This is a genomic window from Patescibacteria group bacterium (assembly GCA_034660655.1).
Lineage (GTDB): Bacteria > Patescibacteriota > Patescibacteriia > JAACEG01 > JAACEG01 > JAACEG01.
This window is the reverse complement of the sequence record JAYEJU010000042.1, coordinates 16437-35242: the sequence shown is the minus strand read 5'-3', so window position 1 is coordinate 35242 and position 18806 is coordinate 16437. Positions and strand designations below refer to the sequence as shown.

At 31.2% G+C, this 18806-nt stretch carries 24 protein-coding genes; all 24 read right to left on the bottom strand.

All coding sequences use genetic code 11. The features are described from left to right. Positions 1 to 799: histidine kinase N-terminal 7TM domain-containing protein (locus tag U9O55_03245; GenBank protein ID MEA2088826.1), on the bottom strand; the 799-nt coding region annotated here is incomplete at its 3' end. Between the two features lie 68 nt (positions 800 to 867). Beyond that, positions 868 to 1662 (bottom strand): hypothetical protein, encoded by a 795-nt coding sequence (locus U9O55_03240; GenBank protein ID MEA2088825.1) that lies wholly within the window; start codon positions 1660 to 1662, stop codon positions 868 to 870. An 18-nt stretch (positions 1663 to 1680) separates the two neighbouring features. Next, positions 1681 to 2886: an 8-amino-7-oxononanoate synthase gene (bioF, locus tag U9O55_03235; GenBank protein ID MEA2088824.1), complete on the bottom strand. Its 1206-nt coding sequence runs from the start codon at positions 2884 to 2886 to the stop codon at positions 1681 to 1683. A 45-nt stretch (positions 2887 to 2931) separates the two neighbouring features. After that, positions 2932 to 3570 (bottom strand): lysophospholipid acyltransferase family protein, encoded by a 639-nt coding sequence (locus U9O55_03230; protein MEA2088823.1) that lies wholly within the window; start codon positions 3568 to 3570, stop codon positions 2932 to 2934. A gap of 8 nt (positions 3571 to 3578) precedes the next feature. Beyond that, complete coding sequence (locus tag U9O55_03225; protein ID MEA2088822.1) at positions 3579 to 4181, bottom strand: hypothetical protein; 603 nt, start codon at positions 4179 to 4181, stop codon at positions 3579 to 3581. A gap of 4 nt (positions 4182 to 4185) precedes the next feature. Further along, positions 4186 to 4692 carry a hypothetical protein gene (locus U9O55_03220; protein ID MEA2088821.1) on the bottom strand — a complete coding sequence of 169 codons (507 nt, stop codon included), beginning with the start codon at positions 4690 to 4692 and terminating at the stop codon, positions 4186 to 4188. A 71-nt stretch (positions 4693 to 4763) separates the two neighbouring features. Continuing rightward, positions 4764 to 5846 (bottom strand): molecular chaperone DnaJ, encoded by a 1083-nt coding sequence (dnaJ, locus tag U9O55_03215; protein MEA2088820.1) that lies wholly within the window; start codon positions 5844 to 5846, stop codon positions 4764 to 4766. A 29-nt stretch (positions 5847 to 5875) separates the two neighbouring features. Beyond that, positions 5876 to 6193, bottom strand: coding sequence for a DUF3467 domain-containing protein (locus tag U9O55_03210; GenBank protein ID MEA2088819.1), 318 nt, complete (start codon positions 6191 to 6193; stop codon positions 5876 to 5878). 21 nt (positions 6194 to 6214) lie between these two features. Then, positions 6215 to 6436 (bottom strand): hypothetical protein, encoded by a 222-nt coding sequence (locus U9O55_03205; GenBank protein MEA2088818.1) that lies wholly within the window; start codon positions 6434 to 6436, stop codon positions 6215 to 6217. 137 nt (positions 6437 to 6573) lie between these two features. Then, positions 6574 to 7068 (bottom strand): AAA family ATPase, encoded by a 495-nt coding sequence (locus tag U9O55_03200; GenBank protein ID MEA2088817.1) that lies wholly within the window; start codon positions 7066 to 7068, stop codon positions 6574 to 6576. Positions 7069 to 7407: 339 nt separating this feature from the next. Then, positions 7408 to 9360 carry a molecular chaperone DnaK gene (gene dnaK / locus U9O55_03195; protein ID MEA2088816.1) on the bottom strand — a complete coding sequence of 651 codons (1953 nt, stop codon included), beginning with the start codon at positions 9358 to 9360 and terminating at the stop codon, positions 7408 to 7410. Between the two features lie 248 nt (positions 9361 to 9608). Then, entirely contained in the window at positions 9609 to 10043 is a 435-nt protein-coding gene (locus U9O55_03190; protein MEA2088815.1) for an Hsp20/alpha crystallin family protein, read from the bottom strand. 108 nt (positions 10044 to 10151) lie between these two features. After that, positions 10152 to 10655 carry a nucleotide exchange factor GrpE gene (locus tag U9O55_03185; protein MEA2088814.1) on the bottom strand — a complete coding sequence of 168 codons (504 nt, stop codon included), beginning with the start codon at positions 10653 to 10655 and terminating at the stop codon, positions 10152 to 10154. 3 nt (positions 10656 to 10658) lie between these two features. Beyond that, a complete protein-coding gene (locus U9O55_03180; GenBank protein MEA2088813.1) occupies positions 10659 to 11345 on the bottom strand; it encodes a hypothetical protein in 687 nt (228 codons plus the stop codon). A 237-nt stretch (positions 11346 to 11582) separates the two neighbouring features. After that, positions 11583 to 12302, bottom strand: a complete 720-nt coding sequence (locus tag U9O55_03175; protein ID MEA2088812.1) for an orotidine 5'-phosphate decarboxylase — start codon at positions 12300 to 12302, stop codon at positions 11583 to 11585. Between the two features lies 1 nt (position 12303). Continuing rightward, a complete protein-coding gene (locus tag U9O55_03170; GenBank protein MEA2088811.1) occupies positions 12304 to 12993 on the bottom strand; it encodes a hypothetical protein in 690 nt (229 codons plus the stop codon). 1048 nt (positions 12994 to 14041) lie between these two features. Then, a complete protein-coding gene (gene secY, locus U9O55_03165; GenBank protein ID MEA2088810.1) occupies positions 14042 to 15352 on the bottom strand; it encodes a preprotein translocase subunit SecY in 1311 nt (436 codons plus the stop codon). A gap of 155 nt (positions 15353 to 15507) precedes the next feature. After that, entirely contained in the window at positions 15508 to 15957 is a 450-nt protein-coding gene (gene rplO, locus U9O55_03160) for a 50S ribosomal protein L15 (GenBank protein ID MEA2088809.1), read from the bottom strand. Positions 15958 to 15960: 3 nt separating this feature from the next. Further along, on the bottom strand, positions 15961 to 16536 hold the full coding sequence (gene rpsE, locus U9O55_03155) for a 30S ribosomal protein S5 (protein MEA2088808.1): 576 nt from the start codon (positions 16534 to 16536) through the stop codon (positions 15961 to 15963). A gap of 8 nt (positions 16537 to 16544) precedes the next feature. Further along, positions 16545 to 16904, bottom strand: coding sequence for a 50S ribosomal protein L18 (rplR, locus tag U9O55_03150; GenBank protein MEA2088807.1), 360 nt, complete (start codon positions 16902 to 16904; stop codon positions 16545 to 16547). Positions 16905 to 16914: 10 nt separating this feature from the next. Beyond that, positions 16915 to 17463 (bottom strand): 50S ribosomal protein L6, encoded by a 549-nt coding sequence (gene rplF / locus U9O55_03145; GenBank protein MEA2088806.1) that lies wholly within the window; start codon positions 17461 to 17463, stop codon positions 16915 to 16917. Positions 17464 to 17577: 114 nt separating this feature from the next. Beyond that, positions 17578 to 17955: a 30S ribosomal protein S8 gene (gene rpsH / locus U9O55_03140; protein ID MEA2088805.1), complete on the bottom strand. Its 378-nt coding sequence runs from the start codon at positions 17953 to 17955 to the stop codon at positions 17578 to 17580. A gap of 89 nt (positions 17956 to 18044) precedes the next feature. Further along, a complete protein-coding gene (locus tag U9O55_03135; protein ID MEA2088804.1) occupies positions 18045 to 18230 on the bottom strand; it encodes a type Z 30S ribosomal protein S14 in 186 nt (61 codons plus the stop codon). Between the two features lie 28 nt (positions 18231 to 18258). Next, positions 18259 to 18801, bottom strand: coding sequence for a 50S ribosomal protein L5 (gene rplE / locus U9O55_03130; protein MEA2088803.1), 543 nt, complete (start codon positions 18799 to 18801; stop codon positions 18259 to 18261). Between the last annotated feature and the right edge of the window lie 5 nt (positions 18802 to 18806).

Below are 18806 nucleotides of genomic sequence, written 5' to 3'. Positions count from 1 at the left end.
CGTAATTTATATTAAGATCAACTAAATAATCGCATAGCCACATAACTGCCAAAAACATTATAAGAATAGATAACAATGTAGAAACAATAACTGTGCTTTGACGGATAACAACACGGATATCCATTAATTGATATCTTGTGATGGCATAAGCTATCATAATAGGATATAAAGCAAAAAGGATTATTCCGTAAGGTAAGATAGGAATATTAAATGTTAAAAAAAAACTCATACCACCCCCGCCAAAACCTAAAATAGCGGCAATTATAATATATTTAATTTGTTGTTTTTTAAACCCTTTACTGTTTTTATATCCTCTAATTAAGTGAAATAAAGAATAAGGAATGATTATTAAAAAATAACAAAAAAATAAATAATAACCAAGACCTGCTGTAGGATAAAAATTAAATATACTTTTTTCAACAATTTCTTTTACAAATAAACCAGGAATAAAAAAATCAAAAAGGTTAAGGGTAAATAAAACAATACTTATAAAATAACAAATATATAATTCTTTTCTTTTTGATCCATTGTAATTTAATATTGAATACACAAAATGCAACCAAAAAGCTGGAAGAAGTATTGACCCGCAATCCATAAATAAACGATAGTAATAGCTCATTATTATATTTTGCGTATTAAACATTAAAAAAAGACCAAAGCTCCAGATTGCTCCGCACAAAGATAATAAAAAAAACATTTTATTAACAATTTTGTCTTTGTTTGTTAAATAAACAAAAATTCCAACTAAAAAAGGAGCAATTGCACCCAAAAAATAACTAAATTTAAAATAAATCAACATACTTTAATAATGAGATTTTAATATTGTGAATAATTTTTATGTTAAAAATTAAAAATATTTAACAAAATTTATATTTTTTCAGCGCCACCGGCAATTTCAACAGCTTTCTTATAATGAACAATTTCAAGACAATTATTTTCTATATCTAAACTTTTTAAAATTTCGGAAATTTCATGATTCCCAAAATCAAAAATAGAACTCTTTTTTCCTTTAGAACGTCCCAAAAAAACCATAGTATCTAACTTAACTCTGAATATATCATTATTTCTTAAATAATATGTATTAAATTTCTTTTTCATTGGCTTGTATTTTTTCGGAGTTTTCCCTTTAAAAGAAATTATATTTTTATCATTACAACTAAGACTAGCAAATAAATATTTGTCTTGCTCTGCTATGCTTATATCAATATTTTTATGATATGTTGGATAACCAAATATTTCCTCTATGTGACTTCGAGCAATATCAGAATTTGCACCCAACATAATTACATGAAAACCAAAATTTTTGAACATTGAATCAAATAACAATGGAAAAATTGGAACTCTTATTTTTGAATCATGTATTACTGGGATTGATATAGTAAATTCGCAAAAAGGTCCTATAGGACATTCGCGATATTCAAAAATTGTAATGCCAACCACGCTTTTTCCTCTTAATATACTAACTGGCTTAAGACGATCATTACCTATCATATCATTTGCCTTTTTATATGATATTGGGAAAAAAGCCATTACAGCGCTGGCATCAGAATATTTAAATGGCATGTCTATCTGTTTTCCTAAAAAATTAACTTGACTAATAGGTTCAAAACTTTTTAATTTTTCTTTTTTTAAATTTTCAAATTTTTCTTCTAAATTTGCCATATTAAAAAATATTATTATTTATTTTATTATATTTAAATCTTTTCCAATATCACAGCAACATTGTAATAAATAATCAATCTGTTCTTTTGTATGTTCTGACATAACAGTGAACCTGATTCTTGCTTTATTTTTTCTAACTGCTGGCCAACGAACACACGGAGCAAAAATACCCTTTGCAAGCAGTTTTCTGGCAAATTCAATTGCCTTTTCTTCTTTCCCAATTAAAACAGGAATTATCTGGGTTTCGCTAGTTATTGTATCAAAACCTATTTTATTAAAACTTTCTCTTAAATATTTTACATTTTTCCACATTTTTTCTCTAATTTCTGGCTCGTCTTCTATCACTTTTAATGCTTCAATTAATGCCGCCGAAGAGGCTGGCGTCATAGCTGTAGAAAATATATATGAACGGCTTGCAACCCTTAAATAACGGATTAATGACTTGCTACCGACAACAAATCCACCTGTAACTCCAAGCGCTTTACTGCATGTTCCCATTATAACATCAACATCTTTAGAAGGATCTAAATTAAAATATTCTACTGCTCCATGCCCTTTATCACCTAAAACACCTGTTGCGTGAGCCTCATCTATCATTAACATTGCATCATATTTTTTGCAAAGTTTAGCGATTTTATCAAGAGGCGCAATATCTCCATCCATACTAAATACACTATCAGTAACAACCAGCTCTCTTCTTTTTTTATATTTTTTTAATTTTTTTTCTAAATCACCAACATTATTATGTCTATAAATAACAATTTTTTGCTTGCTCATTTGGCATCCATCAATTATACTCGCATGATTTAACTCATCGCTAAAAATAACACCCTTTCTTTCAAAAAAATCGCTAACACCGACTTTGAGAGGATTTATTAACGCTGAAATAATCCCGACATTAGCAGAATATCCAGATGGCCAAACAATTGCGTCTTCATATCCTTTGAATTTAGCAATAGCGAATTCAAAATCTCTATGTATTCGCAGATTTCCAGAAAGCATCCTAGACCCTCCAGAACCAACCCCGTATTTTTTAGTAGCATTAACAGCAGCATTGACTACTCTTGGATGAGTTGCTATTCCTATATAATTATTTGAAGAAAACATTAAAACCTTTTTTTCGTCTATAAAAACATTAGCCTTAACGCTTCCATTTATTATTTTAATATCAGGATACAACTTATGGCTATCAATGTAATTTAATATTTTTTTAATTTTATTCATTACTTATATTATAACAAAAATTAAACAAAAAAAATATAGCTTTGGCTATAACATTACTCTTACTAATTCCATTATCTTACGCGCAGATGAGTGGTAGTCCATGTTGTTATTAACAACATCGGCGTAAAAAAAAGGTCTACCGACCTTTATATTTACTAAACATTTTCTGGAAAAAAACTTTTTTATATCTATGCCTTTTTCTCCATTAATTCCATTACTTCCCTTAAGAGCAACGGGTAAAATCGGCAAATTATATTTTTTAGCCAAATACGCGATTCCTTGCCGAGTAGGCGATTTTTCTCCTTGTTTTGGAATAGTGCCTTCTGGAAAAATCAACATATGTTTTCCTTGTCTAATAAATTCTTCCGTGCTTGCCAAAGTTTTTTCTAAACTTCCTTGATTTCTTTCTAATTTATAAGCGCCTAATAATTTGATAATCGGATAAGCTTTAAACCAATGCGGTTTTGTCATATAACGAAAATTCATTTTCAAAAATTTTATAAAGGGAACAGTAGCTGACACTAAAAAAGGGTCTAAATAGCCCTTATGGTTTGCAATCACAATAAATTGTTTTTGCTTTATTAAATTGAAATTTTCCTGTCCTGACACTTTCAAGCGCAAAAAAATTTTGAATAACGGGGTTAAAATAATCCAAGACATTTTTTGTAGCAGGTAAACTACCATAAAAATCATTAAATATTATCTATTGCCACGATTTTTTTTCCCTCCAAAATACTATATAAAAATTTATCTGTGACATCTTTGCGATATAAAAATTCAGTTTTAGACATTAATGTATAATTAATACTTCTGTTTAGTTCTTTTTCAAATTTATTAATAATTTTGCCTATTTTTTTCTTATTTGCTTTTCCAACTATTAATATATCAACAGATGACTCAGCTGAATTACTAACAAATATCCCAGTAAAAGCTAAATAGCTTATATTCCCTGCTTTAGCAATTTCTTTGCAAATTCCTTTTTTAACAACAAGATGCGATCTTAGAATCAAAGATCTTAATTCTAAATAAAGATCGAAATTTATGTTCACTTGAAAATATTTTCGCTGGGATTTCCCTTTTTTAACAGCATTTTCATTTTTTTTCTTTTGTTCAAAATTTGATGCAGCGCTTAAAATCCCGATAGAAACCAAATTGTCAATTTCTCTTCTAACAGAATTAATTTGAGAATCAAGCAATCTTGTGAGCTGTCTTATATAATATTGCTTATTTGGATTTGCCAAAAACAGCCTTAATAATTTTACTCTAATTTTAGAATTAAACAATTGCTCAAGCATATTTTTATCTTCTTATAAAAAAAAGGCTAAACATCGGAACTGACATCCATATAAAAAACATTATGGGGGTTGTAAAAACAAATTTTAATAAATTGCCTAAATTTAAACTTATATAAGATGGTAAAAAATAATGAATACTTATACTCACAAACAGCATAATCGCCAAAATATTAAGAAAAAATTGTTTTCCGCCTCCTTGATAATATGATCTCGCGTAGCCCCTAAAAAAACCCGTTTTAAAAAATAAGATAAAAAATAACGCTATTATTACAATAAACAAAATTTCAGGAATAAATATATTACTGGAAATAGCTTTCCATCTTAAGACACTTATGTTAAGCGCGCTAAATTCTTCAACTAGAATAAAACTCAAATAAATGCTTAAAATCAAAATCATTGACTTTTCTTTTTTAATAAAAAAAATGAAAAGACCAAGAAATAAGACAAAACTTGCGATAATAATCAAATCCCAAGCGTTTATCAAATTTATTGCGTTATTTATCAACAACATAAGCACAAAATATATTATATATGATTTTCAAAATAAAACAAGCAGGATATCCACAAAAAAACAAGAGCTAATCAAAGCCCTTGTTCTCTTATTTCTTTAATTAATCTTTTCTGCTTGAAATTTAATCTATCTGGAATTTTAACAACAACTTCAATAATCAAATCACCCTTCCCAAATCCTCGCAGATGTGGAACTCCTTTTCCGCGCAAAACAAATTTTTTGCCTGATCGCGTTCCAGAAGGAATTTTCATTCTTACTTTTTCCAAAGGAGTTTCTATTTCTATTTTGTCCCCTAAGATCGCCTGCGTTAATTTTATCTGTTTTGTTGTTTCTAAATTATAATTAGCTCGTTTAAATTTATCGCTTGGACGAATATGAACATTAATATAGCAATCTCCTGAATATCCGCCTCTAACAGCTTCGCCTTTTCCTGGCATTTTAATTGCGCTTCCATTGTTAATTCCAGCCGGAATTTTAATTTTCATTTCTTCAACATCTTCTATTATTCCAAGGCCTCCGCACTGTCTGCATTTTCTTTCTGGTATTTTTCCATCTCCTTTGCATTCAGAACAAACAGAAGCTGTTCTAACAGCTCCAAAAATTGTATTCCTAATCTGTTCTGTTTTTCCTTTTCCGTCGCAAACTGAACAAATTTTCATTTTTGTTCCTGGCTCAGCGCCAGATCCTGAACATTTTGGACAAACAATATTTTTTTTCAACTTAACTATTTTCTCAATGCCTGTCATCATATCAACAAAATCAATTTCTGTATCAACCTCTATATCTCTGCCTCTGCTGGTTTTTCCAGTTTGTCTGCCTCCAAAAAAATCAGAAAAAATGTCACCTAAATCAAATTCAAAATCACTCTGTCCCGCATTATGAAAACCGCCTGAAAATCCTGACGCTCCGCCAAATCCGCTATAGTTCCCGCCACCCATATTTCCTTGGCTAAACGAACTCCCGAATTGATCATACTGTTTTCTCTTACTTTCATTAGAAAGTGTTTGATACGCTTCGTTGATTTCTTTAAATTTTTTTTCGTCGCCGTGTTTTTTGTCAGGATGATATTTATGCGCTAATTTTCTAAAAGCTTTTTTAATTTCATCTTGAGACGCGTTTTTCTCCACACCTAAAATTTTATAATAATCACTCATACTAATTATCAATTACGAATTACAAATTGTTATTTATTGTTAAAACCGATTTCTTTTTCTTTTAAATCAGTTGCTTCTTTTACTTCACCAAATTTTTCCTCGTATTTTTTTAAATTTTCCTTCATTGCGACAATCATTCTTTTAAAATGCCCCGGGGTAGTAATAATTTTTCCTGTTATTCTTCCGCTTGGAGGCATAATATTACCGAAAACAATCTTGAATTCTTCTTTGTTATGGCTTGATTGCATAAAATTCGCATATTCAGCTCCTGGAATATTGTCAGCCATCTGAATCTGTTTTGGCTGTTGGTTTGCTCCGCCTTGATTTTGATTTTCTTGATTTTGCATAAAAAAATTTATTAATTAAAATTATTCCATATTTTGAAATATATCCTTAATATTATATTGATTTGTTTTAGGACGATATTCTTTTTGTTCGCCATTGCCGTCAACGTAAGTTATAACAGCGTAATATCTTTGATTGTCCTTGCCGATCTCTATATCTTTAATTTCCACTTTCGGCGGCAAATCAGAAATATCAATTTTTAACCTTTCCAATTCTTCTAATTTGTCCCTGATATATTGATTCATAAATTTAATTTAGATTCCCGGTCAATCCCCAATCAAGTTGAGGATGACAATACCGAGAATGACAAACAAAAAATAAATTAACTCTATTGCCAGTATAATTTATATTAACAATAATACAAGATTTTATCTTAATTTTTCTACAAAATTCCTTCAGTATTGGCGCAATTTAATTCCTGCTTTCCGCCAATTGTATCTATAAAAAGTGGGGTGACAATTTGTCCCCACCCTTTACCTAGCTCTTCATCCCTAATCCTCATTTTACGAATATAATCTCTAATCAAAATTTTTTCTGGTAAATCAAAATAAACTAAAATAAATTTGCGTTTTTCTTTTTTAGATAATAAATATATTTCTTTCCGTATTTTTTTAGTTTGGTTAGCGCTTGTTATAATAATAGGAATATTAGTTTTAAGCGCATGCTTGTAAATTTCTGTTAAAATTTTCTTTTTAAGATTATATCCTGACGATATTTTATTTGAATTTTTTACAAAATCGTTCTTATATAAATCTGGGACATACTCTCTCAAAAATTCAGCTAAAATATCAGAATCTAACAAACAATGCTGTTTTAATTTTTTTGCTATCTTATAACCGAATGTAGTTTTCCCAGAATGAGTTTTACCAACTGTAATTATTACGAATGATATATTAAATTGTAAAAATCAAGAACGTTGTCTACACTTTTTGTCATTCCGGAAAATAGATTTTCTAAGCGAGCCTGCGAGCTTTTAAAAAATCATTTATCCGAAATCTATAACTTCAATTGATTTGTGGTTATATATAGCGTAGATTCCGAATAAGTTAATTTCTTACGACTCGCAAGCTCGTCGAGAAATTATACTTTCCGGAATGACAACCAAGAAGAATTTTTCAAAAAGTGTAAACAACGCTATCATATCTTACAGTTAAATTTATAAATTTTAAAATAAACTAAATCTATTGCCCGTAGATTTTACGGGCAATATTATAACTTATTTTTTGTCTTCTTCTTTTTTATCTCCTTCTTTTTTCTCCCCTTCTTTTCCCTCGTCTTTTTTTGCCTCTTCAAATTCGCCTTCAACCGGTTCTTCTTTTTTTTCTCCGCTTGTTTGATTAGCTTCTTTTGCTTCAGGCTGAGCTTGCTGTTGTTGTTTATACATTTCAGCTCCAATTTTTTGCAATGAAGTTGATAATTCTTCCATTGCTTTTTTAATAACTTCAATATCATCTCCGTCTTTTACTTTTTTTAATGCTTCCACTTTTTCTTCAACTTCTTTTTTAATTTCAGGAGTTGCTTTATCTCCCATTTCTTTTAATGTTTTTTCTGACTGAAATACAACACCATCAGCGTTATTTTTAACTTCAATAGATTCTTTTTTCTTGTTGTCTTCTTCAGCGTGAGACTCAGCTTCTTTTTTCATTTTTTCAATTTCATCTTTTGAAAGACCTGATGACGCGGTAATTGTGATTGACTGCTCTTTATTTGTTGCTTTTTCTTTTGCTTTTACATTTAAAATTCCATTAGCGTCAATATCAAAACTTACTTCAACTTGCGGAATACCTCTTGGAGCTGGCGGAATGCCAGATAAAATAAATCTTCCCAAATTTTTATTATCTTGCGCCATAGGCCGTTCGCCTTGCACAACATTTATTTCAACAGAAGTCTGGTTATCAGCGGCTGTAGAAAATGTTTGAGATTTTGAAGCCGGAATTGTTGTATTTTTTTCAATAAGTGGAGTAGCAACTCCTCCTAAAGTTTCAATTCCTAAAGTTAAAGGCGTCACATCAAGTAATAAAACATCTTTAACATCTCCTTGTAAAACCCCTGCTTGAACAGCAGCGCCTAATGCCACGACTTCGTCAGGATTAACAGTAATATTCGGCTTTTTATTAAAAAATTTTTCAACAGTCTGCTGGACTAAAGGCATTCTTGTCATTCCGCCCACTAAAATTACTTGCTCAATATCTTCTACTTTCGTTTTTGAATCTTTTAACGCTTTCTTGCACGGCTCTAAAGTTTTTTCAACTAAATCCCCGACAATTTCCTCTAATTTTGCCCTTGTCATTTTCATTACCAAATGTTTTGGTCCTGATTCATCAGTGGTAATAAACGGCTGGTTGATTTCTGTTTCAGTTGTTGTTGAAAGTTCGTGTTTTGCTTTTTCAGCAGATTCTTTTAATCTTTGCAAAGCAAGCTGATCGTTTCCTAAATCAATTCCGTTTTCTTTTTTAAATTCATCAATAATCCATTTAATAATTCTTTGGTCAAAATCGTCTCCGCCTAAATGCGTGTCTCCGCTTGTTGCTTTTACTTCTACTGTGTCATCTCCAATATCTAAAACAGAAACATCAAAAGTTCCTCCGCCTAAATCATAAACAACGACCTGCTCTCCCTTATTTTTATCAAACCCATAAGCTAATGCCGCGGCTGTTGGTTCGTTAACAATTCTTTTTACGGTTAAACCAGCGATTTCGCCAGCGTCTTTTGTCGCCTGCCTTTGCGAATCATTAAAATAAGCTGGAACAGTAATCACTGCTTCAGTTATTTTTTCTCCTGTTTTTTCTTCGGCGTCAGCTTTTAATTTTTGCAAAATCATAGCTGAAATTTCCTGAGGGCTGTGTTCTTTATCGCCCATTTTTACTTTTACACCTTGCCCTGACTTAACTATTTTATATGGCATTAATTTCGCGTCGCGTGTAATTTCTTCGTCTTCAAAATTACGTCCAATTAAACGCTTTACTGAAAAAATAGTATTTTCAGCATTTGTAACAGCCTGCCTTTTAGCAACCTGTCCGACTAATCTTTCATTTGTTTTTGAAATCGCCACAACTGACGGTGTTGTGCGATTTCCTTCTTTGTTTTCTAAAATTCTTGGGCTTCCGCCTTCAATAATCGCCATAGCGGAATTTGTAGTCCCAAGATCAATACCTAAAATTTTTGGCATAAATTTTTAAATATCTTAGATTAGCAAACAGTTACATTTTTCAGATAATCTGCTGGCTATCTATTGACTTTTTTAAATTATATTTTAACCTCCCGCATCCAGCGATTAAATATTTAATCGCTGAAAATTGGATTTCAAATTATAAATAATATAGATTCTAAATTCCTGCCTACCGGCAGGCAGGAAATTCAGAATGACAACGGTCAAGTTCAGGATGACAAAAAAAGTTATCAGGGACGACAAATTATCTATTTCTTATCCTTTGCCTTGACTTTTATCGTCTTTGGCTTGCTTTCTGGAGCTTTTGGAATCTTAATCTTTAAAATTCCATTCTCATAATCAGCGTCTGCTTTATCGCCTAAAACATGAGCCGGAAGAGCGACGCTTCTGTAAAAACTTCCACATCTGACTTCTTTGCGATAATAATCTTTTTCATCAATTTCTTTTTTATACTCGCTTTCGCCTTTAATTGTCAACACATCATTTTCAATTGAAACATCAACCTTTTCAGGGTCAATCCCTGGAAGCGGAGTTTCAACTATAACATTATCTTTATCTTGATATACATCTATTGCTGGAGTAAATCCTTTTGTTTGGGCAAAGGAGCTTGGGAAATTAGAAAAAACCCTTTCTAAATCGCCCCACTCATCTGCCATCGAAGGATCCCATTTTATAAGTCTCATAAATTTTGCTTTTAGCTTCTTAACTTTTATCTTGTGAATAAAAAATTAGTTCACTAAAAAGCTGATTAATTTTATTTAGATTCCGCATCAAGCGCGGAATGACAAATTTTATAAATTCACAATCACTTTTGCCGGAATTATAACTTTTTCATGCATTTTGTATCCTGGAATTGCTTCTTTAATTATAATTCCTTTTTTATATTTTTCTTTTTCTTTTTTATCAACATCGTTTTCAACTGCTTCGTGCGCTTCAGGATCAAATTTTTCCCCAACTGTTTTAATTTCTTCTATGCCGTTCGCTGACAAAACTGATAAAAGCTGATTTTGAATATGCGTTATTCCCTGAATCCATTGGCTGTCTTTTTGGTCTTCTGGAATATATTTTACAGCCATTTTAAAATTATTCAAAACCGGCAAAATTTCAATTATTAAATTCGCGTTAGCGTATTTCACGAATTCTTGTTTTTCTTTCTCTGCCTGCTTTAACAAATTTTGATAATCCGCCAATGCTCTCAGATATTTATTTTTATATTTGTCTTTATGTTTATATTTGTCTTTTTTTTCTCCGCCATCTGGCTGAATTTCTTTTTTATCTTTTTTTTCTTCGCTCATAAATTATTTTATAATTTTTTTTAAAAATTTAATAATTGCTATATTTTCCTCATAATCCATTCTTATCGGTCCTAAAATGGAAAACAATCCTTCTTCGCCAAAATTAACAGCAATTACTGAACATTCATTGCTAAAAGGATTATCACTGCCAACTAAAGTTATAACTTTATTTTTTTCAATTTTATTAAACAGATTAGGAATTGATTTTTCTAATCCATCAACAACTTCAGAAATTGCGCAAATCAATTCATATTTTTTGAATTCCGGCTGGGAAAAAAGATAAGAAATTCCTGTATAATAAGTGCTGTCGCGCGTAAAACCGACAATAACAGCCATCTTTGATATAGACGCGATTGCTCTAGCTAATTCTTTTATTGATTTTTCTTTGTCTTTTTCAAACTCTTTTTTTATGTTTTCTAAAAATTCTTTCTTAGTCTTTCTTAGTTCTCTGTCTTTTAAAAAAAATTTAATCCAAAATTTATATCCTTGTTCAGTCGGAACTCTGCCTGCTGAAGTATATGGCTGATAAATATATCCGCTATTTTCCAAATCCATAAGATCGTTTCTGATTGTGGCTGATGATAAATCCAATCCTGATTTTTCTAATAACAAATTAGAGCCGACTGGCTGAGCGGTCTTTATATAATTTCTAATAGTATAATTTAATAATCGCAATTTTCTTGATTCCATATTCACAAATCTTATTTAGCACTCTCAATATGCGAGTGCTAATTTCATTATAGAATAAAAAAAAAGCTTGTCAAGCTCTTGTCATATAAACACTTAAACATTAAAACATTTAAACAAAATCTAAAAAAAATAAAAGTCTGCACGTCCGTTCGGACTTTCGGCTTTTTGTTTATGACAAAAGAAAAAAGGGGCTATAGCTTGTTTGCGCTATTTCCCCTTTTGTATAAATTTATTGTTTTATTTACCGATATTATTATCCATTTCTTCAAGAATCCGCTTCAGTGAATCAACAGGATTCTTTGTATCAAAGACAGGACTACCAGCAATAAGAATATCAGCGCCATCTCTTACTGCTTGTCCATGAGTTACTTTTTGGCTTTGCGGATTTGCCTTTCCGCCTTGATATTGCTTTGGCCTGATTCCTGGAACAACTTTAATAAGATCAAAATCTTCAACATCTTTTAAGTAAGCTCCAGGCAAAATGATTCCATGACATTCAGCATCTTTGGCTATTTGAGCAAACATTCTTACAGCTTCACTTAATGAACGACAAAACATCTGTTGACAGTAATTCTCGTCCATATGCGTAAGTATGGTCAAAGCCAAAATATCAATTCCGCTTCCCTGAACACCGTTTACGACTTTACTAAGCATCTTTTGGCCAACAAGCGCAAATACATTAGTGAATTCAACACCACCAATCGTAGATAGTTCTAATGCTGAGTTGATCATTCGCCGAACGCCTTTAAACATTTTTTTATCGGCAAAAATTCGCCGATGAAAACCTTTTAATTCATTAACAGCTCGCTCAGCAGTGTACTTGTTCAGATAATCATCGTTAATTTTGAACCCCAAATTGCCCTCAACCAGAGCGAATTTCTCTGCCCAGTAAAGCATTTGGTCTTCTTCCATAAAATCCATTGCTACATATAAAAATGGCTTTGCTGTTCTTTTCATTTTACACCCCATCGAAGAATTCAAAGCCACGCTTTAAATTCCAGTCTCTTGGATTGTTTAAGAATTCAAAATATTGGTCAACCAGCCTTTGCGAAAAAAAACCTTCTTTTACCGCAAAAGGTAATAAATCATCACGAAACCCGATGACCCAATGCAAATTGATGTTGTATTTCTTAAATCTTTCAATTGCTATCGGATTTTGGTAAAAAAGAATAGTGGCAACATCTTCAACGATGCGATCTTTTTCATCCCTCTCGTACAAGACCCCATTAGTTGTAGTCTCGGCAAAATTAACTAATTCTTCAATTACCAATGTTCTGCATTGAGGCCGAATATGGAGATTATTTCTGTCTCCGGTGTCAAGCTCTTTGTGTCCTCCTTTTTTTCTGGCTCCTCGCTGGTAAATATATATGATTCTTTTTCCCAGACGCTTTGACATAATTTGCTTAAGCCTGTACCCAGGTATAGATCCGCCAGTCATCATGCCAACAATTAAATCAAATTGTACTTTATCAGCGACTAATTTGTCAGCAAGTAGATCAACCATAGACTCAAAAACCTCGTCAAATCCGACCCTGCCTTTGATATCAATATAACCGGGTCCATGATTCCCAGAGCTATATAGAAAAGGCTCTTCGCCATTATCTACATCTCTGATTTCCACTCCTCCTGATTCAAGTATTAACCTCATTACATTTTCTTTCTTTTGTCCCATCTTCTTATCCTCCTGTATAGAATTTATTAAATTCATATCATTGGCAATACATCCCTTTATTCCTCGCCTGCTTAATGCAGGACGGGCTTTTTGGAATTACATTTCACTTTCTTTTCTTTTTCCTGAGTTTTTCTTTATTCTCTTTCTTCTTTGTTTTTTTATTCTTTTTCCCTCTTGATCTATCTCTCTTCGGTCACCACTTTTTTATTTTCATCAAGCCTCCTTTCCAAACTTGCAAATCAACTTCAGCGCTTTTTTGTTACCTTCCTTTTACTAATAATATTTTTCAAAGAACAAAAATTATCCTTTCTTGAAATTAATGAGATATATAGTTGTCTCACTGCTAATATATTATTTAATTTTTAAAAAAAATCAAGCCAATTGCTTAAAACTTATTACAATAAAATGTAAAAATCAAAAACGTTGTTTACACTTTTTGTCATTCTGGAAAATAGATTTTCTAAGCGAGCCCGCGAGCTTTTAGAAAATCATTTATCCGGAATCTATAACTTTAATTGATTTGTGGTTATATATAGCGTAGATTCCGGATAAGTTAATTTCTTACGACTCGCAAGCTCGTCGAGAAATTATACTTTCCGGAATGACAACCAAGAAGAATTTTTCAAAAAGTGTAAACAACGCTAGCATATCTTACAAATAAAATTGTATCAAGATAATCTAATAATGATAGATTAAATTTTTAAAAAATAAAAAAGAGCGAAATGCTCTTGATAAAAAATTTGCCAAAGAAAAAGGTATATGTGGGTTGGGTTTGTTGGTTTGGGTGGTGGAACTGTTTGATTTGTTATTTATACAATATCATATTTAAAAATGATGTCAAGAAAAGTTATCCACAGAATTATAAAAAATATAATATGCCTAAAATCAATCAGTATTTAAATATTAAAATGTTAAAATTGCTGTAGAAAATGTGCGGTCGCATGTATTTTACAACAATTTAAAAACTATTATTTTTCTATTTTTATTTTTCTTTATGATTATTCTAATCTTTCAAAAGTTGATTTTAAAACCCTTCGTAGTCTCTCATTGTCAATTGCGAATCAATCTGTTTCATTGATTCTAAAACCACGCCAACAACAATCAATAAACTCGCGCCGCTGATAGTAAGCCAGGGCGCTTCAACAACAATTTGCATAAGCAGAGGCACAACAGCAACCCCACCTAAGAACAAAGCTCCAGTGAAAACTATTTTATGGACAGTATTGCCCAGATATTCTTCTGTCATACTTCCCGGACGAATTCCAGGAATAAAAGCTCCTTGCTTTTGCAAATTTTCAGCTATTTGTTTTGGATGAAATATAATAGAAGTATAAAAATAAGTAAATGCCACAACTAATGAAAAATAAAGTATTCCATAAAAAAGCTGGTTTGCGAATAAATCTAAAATAAAATTAGACATCCATAAAAGCCATTGGTGGCTGGAACGCGCGAAAAATTGCGCTATCATTGGCGGAAACATAATAATGGAAATCGCGAATATTATTGGAATCATTCCAGCTTGATTAACTTTTAAAGGAAGATGGGTATCCATTCCGCCGTACATTTTCATCCCGCGAACTCTTTTAGCGTAAGAAACAGGCACATTCCTTTGAGCTTCAGAAATATAAACAATAACAGCTGTCGTAAATATGGCAATCACTCCGAAACTTAATAAGCTTCCCATTTGTGAAAATTCAAAAGTATGCGTATCAAAATTAAATGTTGCGGCTATTGTCTGCCCAATTGTTGTTGGAATACTCGCTACTATTCCCGCGAAAATTATAATTGAAATTCCATTCCCAATCTTTTTTTCAGATATAAGTTCGCCCAACCAAACCAAAAACATTGTTCCGCCAGTAATGGTAATAATCATTGTGATATATTTCCATATATCCAACTCAGGAATAATCTGTGTGCTTGAAGTCCTGCTTAAAAGCGTAATCATTCCATACGCCTGCAACATTGCTAATGGAACAGTAGCTATTCTGGTATATTGGTTTATTTTTTTCCTTCCGCTTTCTTCTTTGTTCATCTCTTCTAAGCGCGGAACAATCATTGTTAATAACTGAAAAATAATAGATGAAGTAATATAAGGTCCTATTCCAAGCATTACAACAGAAAAATTACTCATTCCTCCACCAGTAAAAATATTTACAAGGCCTAAAAATTGATTATTAGAAAAATAATCTTTTAAAGCAGCGACATTAACTCCTGTCATTGGAATATTAGCGGCAATTCTAAAAACAACCAGCATTGCCAAAACAAATAAAATATTGTTTCTTAAATCTTTAATTTTCCAAATCTGGATTAATTTTTTTATTAATTTTTTAAACATATAAATAATATAATCCGAATTTACGAATTGTATCCGAATGCTCCGAATTATAGGAAAATGCGAATCCGCGAATTTATGCAAATGCCACGAATAAATATAATGCGAATTATTTTGAATTGTAAAATCCCCCAACCCCCTTTTCCAAAGGGGGAATATTATATTTTCTTAACTTTTTTACTTTCACCTTTTATTTTTTCTTTTACGCTTGCACTCATTTTTACGCCAACAAATTTTAAATTTTTAATTTCTAACTTTCCTTTTCCTAAAATTTTAACAGGCACTTTTATTGTATCAATTAATCTTACTTTTAACAATGCTTTAGGGCTAATTTCACTGCCATCTTTAAAATGCTTGTTAATATCAATAAAATTAACTATTTGATTTTTAGGTCGCCCGCTTTTAAATCCTTTCTTTTTAGGAGTAGCAAAAATAACCTGCCTCATACCAAGTCTTTTTAATTTATTTTTTCCACCAGAACGAGATCTCTGCCCTTTTATGCCTCTCCCGCTATAAGTTCCTGTTCCAGAAGAATTTCCACGACCAACTCGCTTTTTCTTTTTTACTGATTTTTTATTTGGTTTTAAATTATGCAAACTTAAGCTCATATATTATTTTTTATCTGATATTGGCTTAACAATATCTTTTGCTATTTTATTATCTTTTTTTAGATCTTCTGATTTACTGGTTTTTTTATCAAATAACGCTTGTTTTTTCGCGACCATTTTTTCAATTCTTTTTAAAGCGTTAATCGTCGCGCGAACATTGTTAATCTTATTTTTTGAACCATAAATCTTGCCAACAACATTTTGCAATCCGCTTAATTCCAATACTGTTCTAACGGCTCCGCCAGCGATAATACCTGTCCCCTGTTTAGCCGGTTTTAAAAAAATTATCGCGGCCCCATATTTTTCTTTTACTTCGCAAGGAATAGTATTGTCAAAAATTGGAGTGTTGATCATTTTTTTCTTTGCCACAACAACAGCTTTGGAAATTGCCAAACTAACGTCAACGCCTTTTCCAACACCAACTCCTATTCTTGATTTTTTATCGCCAACAACAACAGTCGCTCTAAATCTTAAACGTTTTCCGCCTGCCATAACTCTTGTCACTCTTGCCAAATCAACAATTTTCTGCTCAAATTCTTGTTCTTCTTTTTTAAAATTTGTTTTTCTTCTTTTAATCATATAATTATTTAAAATTTTAATCCTCCTTTTTTAGCTCCTTCAGCAACAGCCTTAACTCTGCCATGATATTTATAACCGCCTCTGTCAAACAAAACTTTTTTAATTTTTAATTTAAGCGCTTTTACGGCAAATAACTCGCCTGCTTTAAAAGCTTTTTGCGTTTTGTCTTCTTTTTTGCTCTTGATCTCATTTTCATTAACACTTACTAAAGTTATATTTTTTGTATCATCTATTAATTGCAAAAAAACACATTTGTTGCTTCTAAAAACAGAAAAACGCGGAAGCTCTTTTGTCCCTTTTATTATAGAACGAATTCTTTTATGCCTTCTTTTTCTTGCTTGTTGTTTAATTTTATTTAAATTTTTCATATTTTTTATATTAAGCCGTTGTTTTAGCCGCTTTACCAGCTTTTCTCCTAATTGTTTCATCAATATATTTGATGCCTTTTCCTTTATAAGGTTCTGGTTTTCTTATTTTTCTAATTCTAGCTGACACCTCTCCGACTAGTTGCTTGTCAATCCCGTTAATTGTTATTAGATTTCCTTTAACTGTGATATTTATTCCTTCTGGCACTTCAAATTCAGCTGGATGAGAATAACCAACATTTAAAACCAACTTGTTGCCAGCCAATGCAACGCGATAACCAACTCCATTAACTTCTAATTTTTTCTCAAAACATTTTGTTAATCCCTCAATCATATTAAAAATAAGAGTTCTTGAAAGTCCCCATAAAGCTTTTTGCTTGTTGTTTTCCAAATCTTGAATACTAACAATAATTTCATCATCTTTTTTTTCAACTTTAACATCAGAATGAATTTGAACTTTTAACTCACCTTTTTGATTTTTGGCGCTAACAATATTATCGTTGCTAATTTTTATTTCAACGCCTTCTAATATTTTAATTGGTTGTTTTCCTATTCTAGACATATTTTTTATTGAGATATTTGAGATAATTGAGATATTTGAGATGTTTGGGATTCAATTTTAAAATATTATCACAAAAGTCTCAAATATCCCAAAAATCATAATAATCCCATATTGTTAATATATTTCACAAACTACTTCTCCGCCCATCTTTTGTCTGTGAGATTCTTTATTTGTCATCAATCCTTTAGGCGTAGAAATAATAGAAAATCCTAAACCATCCAAGACTATCGGTAAATCTTTATACTTAGAATAAATCCTACAGCCTGGTTTGCTAATTCGTTTCAAACAACTAATAGCTGGCTCTCCATTTTCATATTTAAGAGTTATAACTATATTGTTATCAACTTTAGAAAATTTCTCAATCCATTTGCCATTTTCTAAAATTTTTGCTATCTCTAATTTTATTTTGGACATTGGAATAATAACTTTAGTTTTTTTAACTGCTAAAGAATTCCTTATCCTTGTTAACATATCTGATATTGGATCTGTCATATATTTATATAGCTTTTAGCTTCGTTAGTTTTTAGTATAACTTCGTTAGCTTTCAGCTTATGAAATTTAAAATATTTTAATAATTAATATTACCAGCTTGATTTTTTAATTCCAACAATTTCTCCGTCTTTTGCCAATTCCCTAAAACATATTCTACATAGTTCAAATTTTCTCATATATCCGCTATTTCTCCCGCAACGCCAACAACGATTAACTTTTCTAGTGGAAAATTTTGGTTTTTTATTTGATTTTACTATTTGAGCTTTTCTTGCCATAAATAATGTATTAGCTTTTATCTTATAATTAATTTTTCTTTTTAAAAGGAAAACCTAACAATTTAAACAATTTCAATCCTTGTTCGTAAGTTTTAGCTGTCGTGGAAATTGATATTTCCAAACCATGCAGTCTTTCAACGCCTTCCATCTCAATCTCTGGAAAAATAATATATTCTTTAATTCCTATTGTCAAATTGCCATTTTTATCGACACTCTTTGGAGAAATCCCGCGAAAATCCCTAACACGAGGTAACGCGACATCCACTAATCTGCTTACAAAATCATACATTCTATTACCGCGAATAGTAACTGACATCCCGACTATCATCCCTTCTCTGATTTTAAATCCAGAAATTGATTTTTTTGCCTTATTTTTTAAAGGCATCTGCCCAGTAATCGCCATTAAATTCTTTTTTGCTAATTCAATATATTTTGTGTCTTTTAATCCAGAGCCTAAGCCAACATTAACAGTCGCTTTTACTATCCTTGGACATTCCAAATCATTTTTATAATTGAACTTCTTTTTTAATTCTGAAATTATTTTTTTATTATATTTATCTTTTAAATTCATATTTT